Source organism: Photobacterium frigidiphilum, assembly GCF_003025615.1.
Lineage (GTDB): Bacteria > Pseudomonadota > Gammaproteobacteria > Enterobacterales > Vibrionaceae > Photobacterium > Photobacterium frigidiphilum.
Map to the genome: position 1 here is coordinate 343,449 of NZ_PYMJ01000001.1, position 16,335 is coordinate 359,783.

The 16,335-nt window shown below is 42.8% G+C and carries 12 protein-coding genes; 4 read left to right on the plus strand and 8 right to left on the minus strand.

Annotated features, from left to right (window positions below; genetic code table 11):
• Positions 1–39 precede the first annotated feature (39 nt).
• From C9J12_RS01485 to C9J12_RS01495, 3 genes are all read right to left on the minus strand, one after another.
• Positions 40–1,818, minus strand: coding sequence for a SmdB family multidrug efflux ABC transporter permease/ATP-binding protein (locus C9J12_RS01485; protein ID WP_107241085.1), 1,779 nt, complete (start codon positions 1,816–1,818; stop codon positions 40–42).
• A complete protein-coding gene (locus tag C9J12_RS01490; RefSeq protein ID WP_107241086.1) occupies positions 1,818–3,560 on the minus strand; it encodes an ABC transporter transmembrane domain-containing protein in 1,743 nt (580 codons plus the stop codon). Before C9J12_RS01490 ends, C9J12_RS01485 begins: the two co-directional genes overlap by 1 nt.
• A gap of 315 nt (positions 3,561–3,875) precedes the next feature.
• Entirely contained in the window at positions 3,876–4,337 is a 462-nt protein-coding gene (locus C9J12_RS01495; RefSeq protein WP_011217715.1) for an Lrp/AsnC family transcriptional regulator, read from the minus strand.
• Positions 4,338–4,517: 180 nt separating this feature from the next.
• On the opposite strand from C9J12_RS01495, the gene C9J12_RS01500 reads away from it, so the two are divergent.
• Both C9J12_RS01500 and queC read left to right on the plus strand, forming a co-directional pair.
• Entirely contained in the window at positions 4,518–5,603 is a 1,086-nt protein-coding gene (locus C9J12_RS01500; protein ID WP_107241087.1) for a PLP-dependent cysteine synthase family protein, read from the plus strand.
• 175 nt (positions 5,604–5,778) lie between these two features.
• Positions 5,779–6,477, plus strand: coding sequence for a 7-cyano-7-deazaguanine synthase QueC (queC, locus tag C9J12_RS01505; RefSeq protein ID WP_107241088.1), 699 nt, complete (start codon positions 5,779–5,781; stop codon positions 6,475–6,477).
• 112 nt (positions 6,478–6,589) lie between these two features.
• Here the strand turns inward: queC and prmB are convergent, their stop codons facing one another.
• Positions 6,590–7,522, minus strand: a complete 933-nt coding sequence (gene prmB / locus C9J12_RS01510) for a 50S ribosomal protein L3 N(5)-glutamine methyltransferase (RefSeq protein WP_107241089.1) — start codon at positions 7,520–7,522, stop codon at positions 6,590–6,592.
• A 53-nt stretch (positions 7,523–7,575) separates the two neighbouring features.
• On the opposite strand from prmB, the gene smrB reads away from it, so the two are divergent.
• Positions 7,576–8,106, plus strand: coding sequence for an endonuclease SmrB (smrB, locus tag C9J12_RS01515; RefSeq protein ID WP_011217711.1), 531 nt, complete (start codon positions 7,576–7,578; stop codon positions 8,104–8,106).
• A gap of 102 nt (positions 8,107–8,208) precedes the next feature.
• On the opposite strand, the gene C9J12_RS01520 is transcribed toward smrB, so the two are convergent.
• Positions 8,209–8,574, minus strand: coding sequence for a hypothetical protein (locus C9J12_RS01520; RefSeq protein WP_227876247.1), 366 nt, complete (start codon positions 8,572–8,574; stop codon positions 8,209–8,211).
• A gap of 215 nt (positions 8,575–8,789) precedes the next feature.
• Positions 8,790–9,260 (minus strand): phosphohistidine phosphatase SixA, encoded by a 471-nt coding sequence (gene sixA, locus C9J12_RS01525; protein ID WP_107241090.1) that lies wholly within the window; start codon positions 9,258–9,260, stop codon positions 8,790–8,792.
• A 478-nt stretch (positions 9,261–9,738) separates the two neighbouring features.
• On the opposite strand from sixA, the gene C9J12_RS01535 reads away from it, so the two are divergent.
• Positions 9,739–12,504 (plus strand): insulinase family protein, encoded by a 2,766-nt coding sequence (locus C9J12_RS01535; RefSeq protein ID WP_107241092.1) that lies wholly within the window; start codon positions 9,739–9,741, stop codon positions 12,502–12,504.
• Between the two features lie 168 nt (positions 12,505–12,672).
• Here the strand turns inward: C9J12_RS01535 and fadJ are convergent, their stop codons facing one another.
• Both fadJ and fadI read right to left on the minus strand, forming a co-directional pair.
• Positions 12,673–14,820 (minus strand): fatty acid oxidation complex subunit alpha FadJ, encoded by a 2,148-nt coding sequence (fadJ, locus tag C9J12_RS01540; protein WP_107241093.1) that lies wholly within the window; start codon positions 14,818–14,820, stop codon positions 12,673–12,675.
• A complete protein-coding gene (fadI, locus tag C9J12_RS01545; protein WP_107241094.1) occupies positions 14,820–16,130 on the minus strand; it encodes an acetyl-CoA C-acyltransferase FadI in 1,311 nt (436 codons plus the stop codon). Before fadI ends, fadJ begins: the two co-directional genes overlap by 1 nt.
• Positions 16,131–16,335: the final 205 nt, after the last annotated feature.

Below are 16,335 nucleotides of genomic sequence, written 5' to 3' on the forward strand. Positions count from 1 at the left end.
AATCACCCTCCGTTTTATCTTTCTATTCTTGAGCTCGCCCTAAATAGCGACTATCTTCTCTTCTTCTAACTGATGTAAATGCTCACTCGCCTGTTGCAGTTGATACATCTGCCAATAATGCCCTTGCTCCGTCAATAGCTGCTGATGCGTTCCACGCTCGGTAATATCGCCACGATGCAGTACCACAATTTCATCTGCATCCATAATGGTTGATAAACGGTGAGCGATAACCACAATACTCATATCTTTACGCAATACATTTAACGCCAGCTGAATTTTCTTCTCTGTTCCTGAATCAATGTTTGCTGTCGCTTCATCTAAAATCAAGATTTTCGGTTTCGCCACCAGCACTCGAGCCAATGCAAGTAGCTGCTTTTGACCCGCCGACAGGTTCGCCTCTCCACTGCCAAATAACGTATCTAGACCGTCTGAATATTGTCGAATTTGCTCGGCCAGCCCGACTTTGTCTAAAGCGTCCCAAATCACAGCGTCTGTAACATTACGCCCTAATTGGATGTTTTCCCGTACTGTGTCACTCAGAATATGCGGGTCTTGCTGCACCATCGCGATACCATCACGAAATACGGTTTTATGTAGGTGAGTAAGTGGACGCTTATCAACCAAAATTTGCCCTTGTGATGCAGGATAAAAACCCATCATCAACGAGGCTAATGTACTTTTACCACTGCCGGTATGCCCAACTAATGCCAAGAAACCACGATGATGCAGGTGTAAATTAATATTGTTTAAGACAGTCTGTTCACCGTCGTAACTAAAACTGATATTCTGGCATTGCAATTCACCCCGCAGGATCGCTTGTTCGTCATCACCGTAGTCTTGCTGCTTTGCATCGATCAGGGCAAAAATACGCTCACTGGCAACTAAGGCTTGCTGCAATAAGGATAATTGCTGCGTCATTTCAATTAATGGTTCCGTTACCCGCCCCAAGTAGCTGATAAACGCATAAAGCACACCGACCCCGATTAACTCAACACCGCTCACTCCAAATAATGCGACCAATGATATTAAGGCGATTCCCGATAGCAAATCGATAAGTGGGCGCAATAACAAACCGTTTAATTTCATCACCCCGACTTGTGCCCGTAAATGATTATTGGTCAGTGATGAAAACTGTTCGCTGAACGCACGTTCTTGGCGCATCAATTGAATTAAGCTCATTCCCTGAATAGATTCACTCATCGAGGCATTAATATCAGCCAACAAATCACGCATTTTTCGATACGCATCTGCACTTTTTCGCTGATAAATCACCATGATAAAAATAACAATGGGTAATAAGATCAAGACAATAACGGTTAAACGCCAACTTAAGAAACTCATGACCACCAGCATGACACTGATCAGAGTGACATTTTTTAATACCGTAGCAATAACAAAGACATAAAAATCTTTAATTGATTCAGTATCATTGGTAATTCGCGAAATAAGCTTGCCCGTAGGCATGTAGTCAAAGGCAGATAATGGTTGATTAAGTACTTTACCAAAGAGCTGTTTGCGTACTGTCTGCACTACACCAATCGCAATCGTATTAAAACGAATGGATTGAGCGTATTTCAACCCAGCCCCAATAATCATTAAACCAATATAGGCAGCAGCTAACATAGCGATGGCTTCTATCGGGTAATTATCTTTCGCAATATAGTTATCAATAAAATGGTGAATTAACCATGGCCCTGATACATCAGCCAGAGCCCCTGCGAACAAAAGCCCAATCGCGATGGATAATTTCTTTTTATCGTTCAAGGCATACTGTAATAGACGCACTAAAACGGCTTTGTTGACGGCTTTATTCTCCATTATGCCTCCTTGATTGCGCGTTCTAATTGCTGATAACGATGCATCTCTGCATACCAAGCATCGTCTTTAATCAGGTTCTGATGTTTGCCTTGTTCAACAACCTGACCATGCTGCAACACTAAGATTTGATCTGCTTGTTCTAATGCAGTTAAACGGTGAGCAATCACTATCACTGTTTGCTTTGTTTTCGTTGCTTGTAAATTCTGCAAGATTGTATGTTCGGTTTTACCGTCAACCGCAGACAGTGCATCGTCCAATACCAATATTTCTGCCTCAAGCAATAAGGCCCGTGCAATGGCAATACGCTGTTTTTGCCCACCAGACAGTGTGATCCCTTTTTCACCCACTAAGGTGTAATACCCTTCCGGAAATTGAAGAATATCGTCATCGATACACGCTAATTGTGCCGCATGGCGAATCTGCTCATGAGTGGCTTCAGGTCGACCAAGTGCAATGTTGTCAGCAATAGAACGAGAAAATAAAAATGGCGTTTGGCTCACTACAGCAAATCGACTGCGCCACTGATGTAAATCAGCCGCTTTTATTGATACATCTCCATACATAACCTGCCCATGCTGTAATTCTTGCTGACGCAGTAATAACGCCAGCAGTGTTGACTTACCACTGCCTATTGGCCCTGCAACACCCAGCATCTGCCCAGCACTTAAATCAAATAGGACGTGCTGCATTGCCGCTTGTTCTTGTTTGCCCCAATGAAATCGCTCAATATCCACATGCAATGTTTGGCCTGTCATTTCAAGGGTGTTTTCACCACTCACAATGCTCGGCTGTTGATCAAAGATGTGCTGCAAACGCTTTAAGGCTGCCGAACCTCGTTCTAGAATATTAAACACCCATGCCAGTGCTAACATTGGCCAGATCATTAACCCTTGGTAAAGCGTAAACGCGGTAAGATCCCCCAACGTCAGCCGACCTTGCGACACCATATAACCGCCACCCGCAATACTGAGGAAAAAAGACATGCCAATCGTTAGCTGAATCACGGGATCAAATTTGGCATCGACCTGCTCTACAGCCAAGTTTTTTTGCCCGACAGCGTCTACAACCGCGTCAAACTCCTGCTGTTGTCGCTGCTCTAAGCCAAACGCCCTGATCATTCTGACACCGTTCAATGACTCTTGAGTTTTATCGGTAAGATCAGAAAATGCAGCTTGTGATTCAGAGAAACGTGTATGTAATTGTCGACCAAAACCAAAGACGATAAACGCCATAATCGGCATAGGTAACAGAGCAAGAATGGTGAGTTCCCAGCTTAACTGCGTTGTCATTACCAGAATAACGGCTAACCCCATGATCAATGAATCTGCAGCAGTTAACACACCTTCACCTGCCGTCATGACTACGGCATTCACATCATTAGTTGAACGTGCCATTAAATCACCGGTTTTATAACGTTCAAAAAAAACGGGGGAATGAGATGAAAAATGACGATAAAGCCTGTTGCGTAAGACGGTGCCTAACTTTGCCGCAGCACCAAACAACCACACTCGCCAGATAATGCGCAGCACATAAACTAGGGTCCAGAGCACTACAATGCCCCCCAGCCACATGAACATCGTCGACGAACTCATATCACCCGATACGACGCCGTCCACAATCCAGCCAATTGCACGAGGAGGAAGCAACTCAAAGGCAGACACTAAACACAGAATAAAAATAGCACCACTATAACGGCGCCATTCCTGTCGAAAAAACCAACGGAGTTGCCAAAAAACCTGCATATAGCCTCCCTAAATGGCTATGCTTTACCCACTTTAAATGGATACATAAACATCACCTTCAATCATTTAGCCCTTAACTAAATGCAAGGTAAGTAATAGATATAAAGTGAAATAAAAAACAAACTGATAACACCTATTTTCAAGATGTTAGAGGGGAATTCAACCACAATATAGTGGTCAAACTAAAAACAGAGGTTAATCCTGCCTGCGTTACAAGCAGGATCTAAAAGCATGTGCAATAAATCGACAACACGCTGAAACACCAGATTTATAGCCAGAGGTTTATAAACCGCCATAGCTTATAAAGACAATAGTTTATAAAGGCAATGCGGTGGTATACTTCAGAGGCTCCATTGCAAACGTAGACGTCACATTGGTTAACCCTTCTATGCTGTTAACCAACTTTTTGTAAAAGTTATCAAATGCTGCCATATCAGCAACTTGTACCTTCATCATGTAATCATATTCGCCAGCCATGCGATAGAACTCCATTACTTCTGGAAATTCAGACACAGTCTCGACAAAACAGTGATACCACTCTTTAGAGTGATTACTGGTTTTGATCTGCACGAATGCAGTAAATGATAACCCCAGCTTGATAGGATCAAGTAAAGCAACACGCTTACGGAGTATTCCACTTTCTTCCAATCGCTTAAGGCGTTTCCAGCAAGGTGTTGTTGTTAGGTTTACCGCTTCTGCTAAATCAGCTAAGGCCATTGTGCCATTTTGCTGCAACAACCGAAGCAATGTTTTGTCAACGTTATCTAAATTGTTCATCACTTTCCCTTAAGGCCCAAAATAGAGAATATATTTCTCCATTATGCGCGTTTTACAACAAACAAAGCAAAGCTTTTCCTCTCAAGTGCAGTACTATAATTCTAACAGAATAAATAAGAATAATACTGGGTCACAAAATGAATAATTAAATCAGCCTAATCAAATATTTAAGGATATAAAATGAATAACAAATTGCAGCCTAAAAGCCGAAATCCTCAATGGATAAATAGCGCCATTCGCAAAATTGAAGCCGACTACCAACGATCTGCTGATACGCATCTGATCAAGCTTGATATCGCTTGTTTAGAAGGCATCGATATTTATCTCAAAGATGAAAGCACTCACCCAACAGGCAGTCTTAAACACCGCTTGGCACGTTCATTGTTCTTATATGCGTTATGTAATGGCTGGATTAATGAAGACACCACGATTATAGAATCATCATCAGGTAGCACTGCGGTATCTGAAGCCTATTTTGCACGCTTACTGGGTTTGCCCTTTATTGCTGTTGTTCCTCGTAAAACGGCTTGCAAGAAGATTGAACAAATTAAATTTTATGGGGGTCGTGCACATTTTGTCGATAGCCCCAATGCCATCTATGAAGAATCGCGTCGTCTGGCAAAAGATCTAAATGGCCATTATATGGATCAATTTACCTTTGCAGAGCGTGCCACTGACTGGCGTGGCAATAACAACATCGCAAACAGTATTTTTGAGCAAATGCAATTAGAAGAGCACCCTATCCCCACGTGGATCGTAATGAGCCCCGGTACGGGTGGTACATCTGCCACTATTGGCCGCTATATTCGCTACCAAATGCACGACACTAAATTATGTGTTGTCGACCCTGAAAACTCGGTATTCCACACCTATTTCAAAACCCGAGATCTTCATTTAACCGGTACGGTTGGAAGCCGTATTGAAGGCATTGGTCGTCCACGCGTAGAGCCTAGCTTTATTCCTGATGTTATCGACGAAATGCGCACAATTCCTGATGCCGCCAGTGTTGCCACTGTGCATTGGCTTGAAAAATTACTGGGGCGTAAAGCGGGCGCATCAACTGGTACCAACCTCTTTGGCGTATTGCAACTCGCGAGTGAAATGAAAACCCGTGGCGAAACAGGGTCTATCGTCACATTGCTTTGCGACAGCGGTGAACGCTACCTAGATACTTATTTTAACGCTGAATGGGTACAAGAAAACATCGGTGATATATCACCTTACCTAGCCCAATTAGCAGCATTTGAACAAACAGGCACATTGTAAATTAGCAATTTATTTGCACTTTTTTCCGTACCCACTCTAGGGCGTGTTGACGTTTCAAATTCTAGCCGAATCTTGAAACATCAACACGCCCTAGGGTACGATAGCCGCTCATCTACATATTATTGAGTCGATACCGACTGTTTTTCGGTAAGGCTACAAATAAGGACACATTCCCATGCGTAAAGCTGTTGTCGTATTCAGTGGTGGACAAGATTCCACAACTTGTCTGATCCAAGCCATTGAGAACTACGACGAAGTGCATTGCATCACTTTTGATTATGGTCAGCGTCATAAGCTGGAAATTGAAGTGGCACAATCGATAACGAAAGAGTTGGGTATCACCGCCCATAAAGTGATGGATGTTGGTTTGCTCAATGAACTGGCCATTAGCTCTTTAACTCGCGACAACATTGACGTTTCACATGAACTGCAAGCAAACGGGTTGCCTAATTCATTTGTACCGGGCAGAAACATTTTATTTCTAACGTTATCTGGCATTTATGCATATCAGATTGGCGCTGAAGCCGTTATCACTGGTGTATGTGAAACCGATTTTTCTGGTTACCCTGATTGCCGCGATGAATTTGTGAAATCCCTGAATCAATCATTGGTTTTGGGCATGGATCGCGCATTAAAGATCGAAACACCACTGATGTGGCTAAACAAAGCTGAAACATGGGCATTAGCCGATCAATACAAGCAATTAGACTTTGTTCGCGAGAAAACCTTAACCTGTTATAACGGTATTATTGGTGATGGTTGTGGCAATTGCCCGTCTTGCGACCTGCGCCGTGCAGGTTTAGAAGATTACTTAACGAATAAAGAAGCTATCATGGCAGATCTGGTGGTAAAGCAAGCTAAAGGGCAAGCTTAATGTCGTCGGAATGAATGAAAACGTTTTAATTTACAAATAGATACAAAAAACCGGAGCATAGACTCCGGTTTTTTAATTCGACTACCATTCAGACGTAATCACTCTTACACGATTAATCGCGGTACAGAGAGAACTCATCTTTACAGTCTAGTAACTGTTGGCGTGTCATCATGAATACACCATGGCCACCATTAGCAAACTCAATCCAAGTAAATGGAATGTTTGGATATTCCTGCTCCATGTGAACCATAGAGTTACCCACTTCGCAGATCAGAATACCATCGTCTTTCAGGTAATCTGGTGCATTGGCAAGAATACGACGAACCAGTTTCAAACCATCCGTACCTGCCGCTAAACCAAGCTCTGGCTCATGGCGGAATTCTTCGGGTAGATTGTCCATATCTTCCTGATCAACATAAGGAGGATTGGTTACAATCAGATCGTATTTATCTTTAGGTACATCACGTAATAGATCAGAGCGTAGCGGAATAACCTGCTGCTCTAAACCATGGTCGTGAATATTTTGCTCTGCTACTGCCAGTGCATCGATTGAAATATCAACCAGATCCACTTCTGCATCAGGGAATGCGTGTGCACAAGCAATACCAATACAACCACTACCTGTACACAAATCCATGATTCGTGTTGGTGCTTGTTGTAAAAACGGTTCAAATTGCGTTTCAATCAGTTCAGCAATCGGTGAGCGCGGTACAAGTACACGTTCATCAACGAAAAACTCTAAACCACAGAAGTACGCTTTGTTTGTCATGTATGACACTGGTGTACGGTCATTAATACGACGAATAACACGTTCAACTACACGTAAACGCTCACTGCTCGTCAGGCGTGAAAAACGCACTTCTGACGGAATATCAAGTGGTAAATACAGTGTTGGAAGTACAAGCTGAACAGCTTCATCCCACGCATTATCTGTACCATGACCATAAAAAAGACCAGCAGCATTGAAACGGCTGACAGTCCAACGTAGCATGTCTTGCAAAGTGTGAAGTTCATTGACAGCTTCGTCGACAAAAATCTTATCCAAAATAGCCTCCGAAAAACGCTACAATACCGCCATACAGATGTTGGAATTTCATTATGAGTAAAAAAAATCCTAACTTAGAAGATGAGTTGTCACTCTTCCAAGATGCGGTAAAAGGCGTAAAAAAGTTCACGCATGATACCATAATCACGCGGCGCCAACAGAACTCAAAGGTTGATAAAGCCAAGGTCTCGAGCAAAGAAACCCAAAACCACGAGTTTTATTTCTCTGATGAGTTTGAACCGCACCTAAATGAGCATGGCCCTACCCAATATGCGCGTACTGGTGTGTCTAAATATGAAGTGAAAAAGTTACGACGTGGTATCTATGTACCAGATATGTATTTAGATATGCACGGTATGACACAACAAGAAGCAAAACGCGAGTTAGCCGCGATGCTAGCTGCTTGCATTAAAGAGAGTGTATCTTGTGCCTGTGTAATGCACGGCATTGGTAAGCATATACTTAAAAAGAAAGCACCCTTGTGGTTGGCACAACACCCAGATGTAATGGCATTTCACCAAGCGCCTTTAGAGTTTGGTGGCAACGGTGCATTGTTAGTCTTAATTGATATACCTGAACGCTAAGTGCAGGCTATATACATTCAATACACAATTAACCCCCAGACTGAACAGCTATCGATTCGAGTGTTGTTGTCTGGGCGTTATCGCACCAAAAAATAACGCTTATTAATACGTATATCTCGCTAATGAGCCTACATTAATAACCTGACCCTCTTGAATCAGCGTTACTTCACCACTCTCACAAATCTGCATCCGCGTTTTCACTGATGATTCACTGTAATAATGCTCACAAGAGCCATTACGTGCACTATCGATACGTGAAAATATAGTAATTGAACCCGCAACCATTAACCCACCCGGTGACGCAAAAGTCAGCGTACTACCCGACGTAGAAATGCGCATCTCTTCACTAATACCATTCGCCCATTTAATGGCACCATTCGCATTAATCGTTGGTTTTTGAGGACCACCCTGAACACAACCGACAAGTAGTGCAGCACTAACAACTGCTAATATTTTTGTTTTCAACATTACCGTTTCTTCTATTTCAAATTGGGTATAAAAGTAGTGTTCATTGAATGGGCTCAAGAAAGCGGCAAAACAATGCACTTATGATTAGCTACAGCAAGAAGTGTTCCATTTAGCCATATCATGAAATGGGACTGCATAATTGCGATAACACACGTAAAAAGCGCCAATTCCTCATTAGAATCAGCGCCTTATAATATTAACTTCTTATCTGTTATTTATACAGGCACATCTTGCCATAAAAATTCAGCCACCTCGGTATCAGGATCGTAGTCAATAGCGGCAATCGCTGACGTTCTAAACATGGGAGGTTGTATACCCGCAACGATATCTGCCGTTAGGTATCCGACAAGAGGAAGATGAGATATCAACATCACGGTTTCAGGTCGTTCAATTGCAATCAACGCTTTAAGATAAGCAGCAACATCTTCTGAGTCACCATAAGGCGTAATGTTATCAGCCGTTACCACTTTCTTCGCTTCGGGTAACTCGGCGGTCATAACTTGCCACGTTTGCTGCGCGCGCAGGTATGGGCTAACCCAAACCAGATCGAGGTTGCCTTCTAAATGCGTTGCTAACTGGCTCGCTACCTGCTTAGATTGCTGCTCGCCTCGTGTAGTTAAAGGGCGTTCAGCGTCACTCGGGGCAAAGTTTTGAGCTTCACCGTGCCGCATGATAAAAATTCGCATGTATCTTCTTATCCAATTATGAATATCTGACGCTATGCTAGCAATTTCAACTAACTCAGCATAGCCATTCGAGCAATTCTATTGTCATTCCGTGACAGTGGGATCACTCCCTATATTGACTACTGCCACCATAGTAATACCAGTCTAGACAAGTATCTGATCATCCTCGCTGGTTAAAATTACTTATAACGGCGTTAGAAACTTGGTAATTAGAACCACTAGTTACTGCAATTCCTGCCTTGTTATTATCAATTTTTCCTACGCAATTATCTGACCATTTACTTTCTTTCTTTTCTATACTCAATAATTGGATCAGATTGATCACTGCTCTAACACGCATGCCTTTTATTTCATCACTTTTTATCGATTCAGCTGATTTAACATATAGATAAATAAGATAATTAGACGTATTTCCAATTTGCCAGCTTGCTGTATGAGGGTCATAATTACTTCATTCCCTTTGAAAAAGGTTCTTCCTGTGCACATTAGCCCCAACGACCATAAGCAGTACCGCTATTTGACCTTAGCTAATGAGCTCAAGGTACTTTTAGTGCACGATGCAGATGCACCACGCTCAGCAGCAGCGTTATCTGTTCAGATAGGTCACTTTGATGATCCTGATGATAGACAAGGGATGGCACATTTTCTTGAGCACATGCTGTTTTTAGGGACCGAAAAGTACCCCCGTATCGGTGAATTTCAAACATTCATAAACCGGAGTGGCGGCAGCAATAATGCTTGGACTGGCACAGAAAATACGACATTTTTCTTTGAAGTTAGTCCCCATGCGTTTGAAGAAGGATTAGATCGCTTTGGTCAATTTTTCACCGCGCCATTATTTAATGAAGAAGCCGTCGACAAAGAACGTCAAGCTGTTGATTCTGAATACAAATTAAAACTAAACGATGACGTACGACGCCTTTATCAAGTACATAAAGAAACCATTAACCCCAGCCACCCTTTCACTAAGTTTTCTGTGGGTGACTTAACCACGCTGGATGATCGAAATAATACGTCGATCCGAGATGATCTATTACATTTTTATCAAACGCATTATTCAGCAAACCGAATGGGTTTAGTGCTGTTAGGCTCCCAGTCGCTAGATGAGTTAGAAGCATATGCTCACGACTTTTTCAGCCATATCAATAACACGGGATTAGCCAAGCCTGATATACCGGTACCACTTGTAACCGAAAAAGAAGCAAAACAATTTATTCAGATTGAGCCAATAAAAGATATTCGTAAACTAACACTATCTTTTACCATGCCATCAGTCGATGCCTACTATCAGCAAAAACCATTGTCATACATCGCCCATATGTTGGGTAATGAAGGCACTGGCAGCTTGATGTCCGTCTTAAAAAGTCGAGAATTGATTAATACTTTATCTGCCGGTGGTGGTGTCAATGGCAGTAATTTTCGCGAATTTACCATCAGCTTAAACTTAACACTCAAAGGTCTTGAGCATACCGATGATATTGTTAAGTCTGTCTTCCAATACATTGCATTAATACAACAACAAGGCATGGAAGAGTGGCGTTATGAAGAAAAAAAATCGGTTTTAGAATTGGCATTCCGTTATCAAGAAAAAAGTCGCCCACTTGATACGGTAAGCTATTTAGTCATGAACTTACTGCATTATGCACCGGATGATGTCATCTACGGTGATTACATGATGGCTGGCTATAATGAACCATTAATTCGCGATCTACTTGCCTACTTACGCCCAGAAAATATGCGATTAGTGTTAGCAGCCCAAGGTCAACATTACGATCAAACGGCACAATGGTATGCCACGCCCTACTCCGTAACACCGTTCACTGACAAACAATTAGCTAACTGGACGAATGTTACTCTCGACCCTGAGCATCTTTTGTCAGAGAAAAACCCGTATCTTTGTGAGCGCCTTACCCCTCATGAACTCGCACCTGAATCAGAATTACCGCCACAATTAATTCAAGACTTACCCGGTTTCCGTCTTTGGTATAAGCAAGAGCATGATTTTCGTGTACCGAAAGGGGTTATTTACGTTGCTATCGATAGCCCTCACGCAGTTAACTCTCCTCGTAACATTGTCAAAACACGCTTATGTGTAGAGATGCTACTCGAGGCGATAAACGAAAAAGCCTACCCCGCTGAAATTGCTGGTATGTCATATAATTTATACGCACATCAAGGTGGTGTAACACTGCAACTGTCTGGTTTCAGTGAAAAACAACCCTTATTAATGAAGTTAATATTGGAATGTTTTGCCAGCCGTACATTCGATGAAAAGCGTTTTAATAATATCAAAGCACAAATGTTACGTAACTGGCGTAATGCGGCAGAAGATAAGCCTATCTCGCAGCTTTTTAATGAGCTTACAGGCTTACTTCAGCCCAACAATCCGCCTTACCCGGTATTGATTGAAGCGCTTGAGTCTATCGATGTTGATGAGCTTCCAGTTTTTGTTGAATCAATGTTTGCAGAGCTGCACATTGATACCTTCGTTTACGGAAACTGGTTAAAAGAAGACACGCTACAATTAGCTGAAATACTCAAAGATGCATTCCGTGTTACCGATCAGCTTTATGGTGAGTCTCAGCGACCATTGGTTCAACTTAATAAATCAGGTACTTTAAATTACGAGATCAATGGCAAGCATGCCGATTCTGCTATTTTAATGTATTACCAATCGCGCGAAGTTTCCCCACGAAAAATAGCGGTATACACGTTAGCCAATCATCTAATGTCGACCACCTTTTTTCATGAATTAAGAACGAAACAGCAGTTAGGCTATATGGTCGGTACAGCCAATTTACCCCTAAATCGCCACCCCGGATTAATTTTATATATCCAGTCCCCGGTTGCTGGGCCATTGCTGTTATCTGAAGCTATCGACGATTTTACCAATGCCTTCTCGCTCGTATTATTAGAGCTCAATGAAGAACAATGGCAAGCGAGTAAACAAGGATTAATCGCACAAATTTCAGAACCTGATACTAACCTTCGCAGCCGTGCTCAGCGTTTTTGGGTCAGTATTGGTAATAAGGACGAAACATTTAGCCAGCGTAAAAAAGTGATTGAAGCACTCAAGAACCTAAACCGTGCCGATATGGTCCGATTTATCGTCGAGATTGTAAAACCACGTACCGCAAACCGTTTAGTGATGCATTACCAAGGCCAAGCACATCAAAACCTTGAACCGTTGGATGTAGGTCAACCCATTGAATCAATAACTGAGTTCCAGCAAAACGCACGTTAAAGTTAGCCTACTTTTACAGCCTTCATTACGGTATTTATGCAATAATTAATACGTATATAGAAGGGTATAAGCACTTATAAAAAAGGTCTGCCGTTATAAGAAACAAGGCAGACCTTTTACATCCACATTTTAAATAACAAAGTGGCGCATATTCAGACAATACAGATGCTATGAATAGAAATATTGCTCTTCATTTGCCATTGCAACCAACTTATCACACGGCGTAAAACGTCCACCGTATTTGTCAGTATGATCCTTCAGCATTTCTACCACCCTTTTAGCCCCTAACGTATCCATATAACGGAATGGACCGCCAAGGAATGGTGGGAAACCGATGCCGAAGATTGCGCCAATATCACCATCTCGAGCTGATTTAATAACACCTTCATCAAGGCATCGTGCCGCTTCATTCAACATCATTAGCGTACAACGAAGCGCAATATCTTGCCCCGCTGCTTTTTGCGCTGGCTCTAAAGAAAGCAGTTTATAAACACTCTTATCAACTTCTTTCTTCTTCGTATTGTATAGGTAGAACCCTTTACCGCTCTTGCGCCCCTTACGACCATCACTCAGTAATAGATCGAATACATCCGGCGCTTTAAATCGTTCGCCTAATTCAGCCAATAATATCGGGCTGATCTTCGCACCAATATCGACACCGACTTCATCGAGCAAGGTTATTGGCCCTACAGGGAAACCAAAATCCAATAATGAACGATCGATATGTTCGATTGGCTCACCACTTAATAGCACAGCAGCGGCTTCATTCATGTATGGCGCTAGAATACGGTTGACATAAAAACCCGCTTTATCAGCGACAACTATCGGCGTTTTACCCTGCTTCTTCGCTAAAGCGACGACTGTAGCGATGGTCTGCTCAGAGGTCGCACTACCATTTTCAGTGCCTTGATGTGGAATAACTTCAACCAACGGCATTTTTTCTACCGGGCTGAAATAGTGTAAGCCAACCACATTTTCAGGACGCTCTGCTGCAGCTGCGATTTGATGGATCGGTAATGACGATGTATTACTCGCAAAAATCGTATCATCCGATGTTTGCTGCTCAATGTCTTTTACCATTTGGTGCTTTAGATTAATGTCTTCAAAAACGGCTTCTATCACCACATCGACATTCGTAAACCCAGTAAATGTTGTACCACCCGTAATACTGAACATTTGATTTTGTAGTTCAGCCTTACTAATGATTCGGCGTTTACGCTGCTTGTCGAGTAACTTGAAGTTATAAACAAGGGCATTTTTAATACCATCGTTTGATATATCTTTAATTCGAACAGGATAGCCGGCTTTCGTTGCCGTTACATGGCTGATACCACCCCCCATCAAACCACCACCCAGCACACCCACCTTCTTGATTGTTGCAGGCTCGGCATCAGAACCTGATTCTTTTTTCATGGCTGTTGTAGCGAAGAATATGCTGCGTAATGCGGCAGATTCAGACGTCATCACCAGTTCACCAAAGCACTTGGCTTCTTGCTCTAAGCCTTTCTTCATACCATGTTGCAGACCATATTTGATTACGTCTAATATGGCGTCTGTGGCGGGGTAATTACCACGGGTTTTTTCATATGTTTTTTTCGCCGCTTGATCGAAAACAACAGAACGACCCAGTGCATTACCTCCCATAGCCCACTCTTGGAATGAGCCCTTGCGTTTGGGCTTACCTTTCAGAGCTTGTTTTTCAGCGATATCAAGCAAGATACTTAATGGTACCGCTTCTTCGACAAGACCCAGGCTTTTCGCTTTCTTTGCACGTAGCTGCTTGCCCGTTAGAATCATATCTAACGCATTAGCCACGCCAATTAAGCGCGGTAAACGCTGCGTGCCACCAGAGCCAGGCAGCAAACCTAATTGTACTTCTGGTAGACCTAAGCGTGTTTTATCATCATCACTACATACTCGGCTATGACAGGCTAAAGCGAGCTCTAAGCCACCGCCTAAACATGGACCATGAATGGCAGCGACGACATGAAACGGTAATGCTTCTAATTGACCAAACAGCTCTTGCCCTTTTGCGGCTAATTGCTGTGCTTCGTCTGCCGTTTGGCATGCAGCCAACATCCGAATATCAGCACCAGCGATAAAGTTATCAGGCTTGCCGGAATACACCACCATGCCTTTGACGTCTTTCTTTGCTTTCAACTGTGTAAGAACATCTGTTACTTGATCTACAAATGCTGACTGTAACGTGTTCATTCTTTCGTTGGGTACATCAATTTTTAACCAAGCAACGCCGTTATCGCCAAACGTTAACGAGAAAGCGGAAGGTTGAGAGTTTGAAGATTCATGCTGTGTCATTATTCTGCCTCCAAAATCATTGCTGCACCTAGCCCACCAGCAGCACAAGCGGTATTCAATGCAAAACCACCGCCACGACGTTGAAGCTCTCGCAGTGTTTGCGTAATCATTCGTGCACCTGTTGCAGCAAATGGGTGGCCATATGCTAATGATCCGCCAAGCACGTTGAATTTATCCATATCAATTTCACCAATCGCTTGGCTACGACCCAGTTTTTCTTCGGCAAATTTCTTTGATCCGAACATTTTCACATTCGCTAGCGTTTGGGCCGCAAAAGCTTCATGCATATCAATCAATGTAAGATCTGACAAACTGATACCAGCACGATCTAGTGCCATTGGCGTCGCATAAGATGGCCCCATCAGCATATCTTGCTCAACACCAATCGCTGAAAATGCATAAGAACGAATGTAACCTAATGGTTTAAGACCCAGCTCTTTTGCTCGACCTTCACGCATTAACAAAATAGCCGCAGCACCATCGGTTAATGGCGTACTGTTTGCCGCTGTCACAGTGCCAAATTTACGATCAAACGCCGGACGTAACTTGGCATAGGATTCTAAGGTTGAATCTTCACGAATGTTATTATCTTTATCAATCCACTGCCCGTACGGTTCAGGAAAAGCTGTCATCACTTCGCCACGAATTAAACCATCTTTCCACGCTTTAGCCGCTAAAGTGTGTGAACGGTACGCCAATGCATCTTGTTCTTGGCGAGTAATACCATGGCTTTTTGCCATTTGTTCAGCAGTTTGCCCCATGCTAATACCCGTTGAATATTCAGCAACAGCGGGTGGTACAGGCATAAGATCTTTAACGCTTAATGTACTAAGCAGTTTTAAACGCTTGCTCATTGTTCGCGCTTTACTCAGCGCTAATAATGTTGCGGCTAGCTTCTTTGATACGCCAATCGGCAATACTGAAGATGAATCAGCCCCGCCAGCAATACCAATGTCAATAGTGCCAGAAATGATACTTTCCGCCACATTCGCTGCCGCTTGAAAGCTAGTTGCACAGGCGCGAGTAACACTATAAGCATCAGTACCGATGTGCATACCCGTTCCCAGCACTATTTCTCGTGCAATATTCGGCGCTTCAGGCATTTGAACCACCTGGCCAAAGACAACTTGTTCAATTAATTTAGGGTCAAAATCGAGCTCTTGGAGCATCTCATTGACAACCATTTTCCCCATGTCGAGTGCAGGCACGCCATTAAAGGCAGTAGCCTGACGAGCAAACGGGGTACGTAATCCACTTACAACGGCGATGCGCTCACCCTGACGAGTGGTGAGGTTTTGGAGACGTGTCATCGCTACTCCTTATTAATGTTAGTTGCCAGTTTAAAACTGCCAGTATTGGCATGCAGAACACTGCATGTTCGATTTAGAGGTCAGACCACAATAATTGTAATCAAATTGTTATTAATATCAAACGAATGTTTTATTTTTGTGGAGTAGAGACACTAAATATGGATCATTTATAAGATAAAATCCAAATCACCCCCCTAAAAACATA

What these genes read in the sequence shown, in the direction of transcription:
- C9J12_RS01485 (WP_107241085.1), bottom strand. Translation starts at nt 1,818, where the DNA reads ATGGAGAATAAAGCCGTCAACAAAGCCGTTTTAGTGCGTCTATTACAG.
- C9J12_RS01490 (WP_107241086.1), bottom strand. Translation starts at nt 3,560, where the DNA reads ATGCAGGTTTTTTGGCAACTCCGTTGGTTTTTTCGACAGGAATGGCGC.
- C9J12_RS01495 (WP_011217715.1), bottom strand. Translation starts at nt 4,337, where the DNA reads ATGAACAATTTAGATAACGTTGACAAAACATTGCTTCGGTTGTTGCAG.
- C9J12_RS01500 (WP_107241087.1), top strand. Translation starts at nt 4,518, where the DNA reads ATGAATAACAAATTGCAGCCTAAAAGCCGAAATCCTCAATGGATAAAT.
- queC (WP_107241088.1), top strand. Translation starts at nt 5,779, where the DNA reads ATGCGTAAAGCTGTTGTCGTATTCAGTGGTGGACAAGATTCCACAACT.
- smrB (WP_011217711.1), top strand. Translation starts at nt 7,576, where the DNA reads ATGAGTAAAAAAAATCCTAACTTAGAAGATGAGTTGTCACTCTTCCAA.
- C9J12_RS01520 (WP_227876247.1), bottom strand. Translation starts at nt 8,574, where the DNA reads ATGTTGAAAACAAAAATATTAGCAGTTGTTAGTGCTGCACTACTTGTC.
- sixA (WP_107241090.1), bottom strand. Translation starts at nt 9,260, where the DNA reads ATGCGAATTTTTATCATGCGGCACGGTGAAGCTCAAAACTTTGCCCCG.
- fadJ (WP_107241093.1), bottom strand. Translation starts at nt 14,820, where the DNA reads ATGACACAGCATGAATCTTCAAACTCTCAACCTTCCGCTTTCTCGTTA.
- fadI (WP_107241094.1), bottom strand. Translation starts at nt 16,130, where the DNA reads ATGACACGTCTCCAAAACCTCACCACTCGTCAGGGTGAGCGCATCGCC.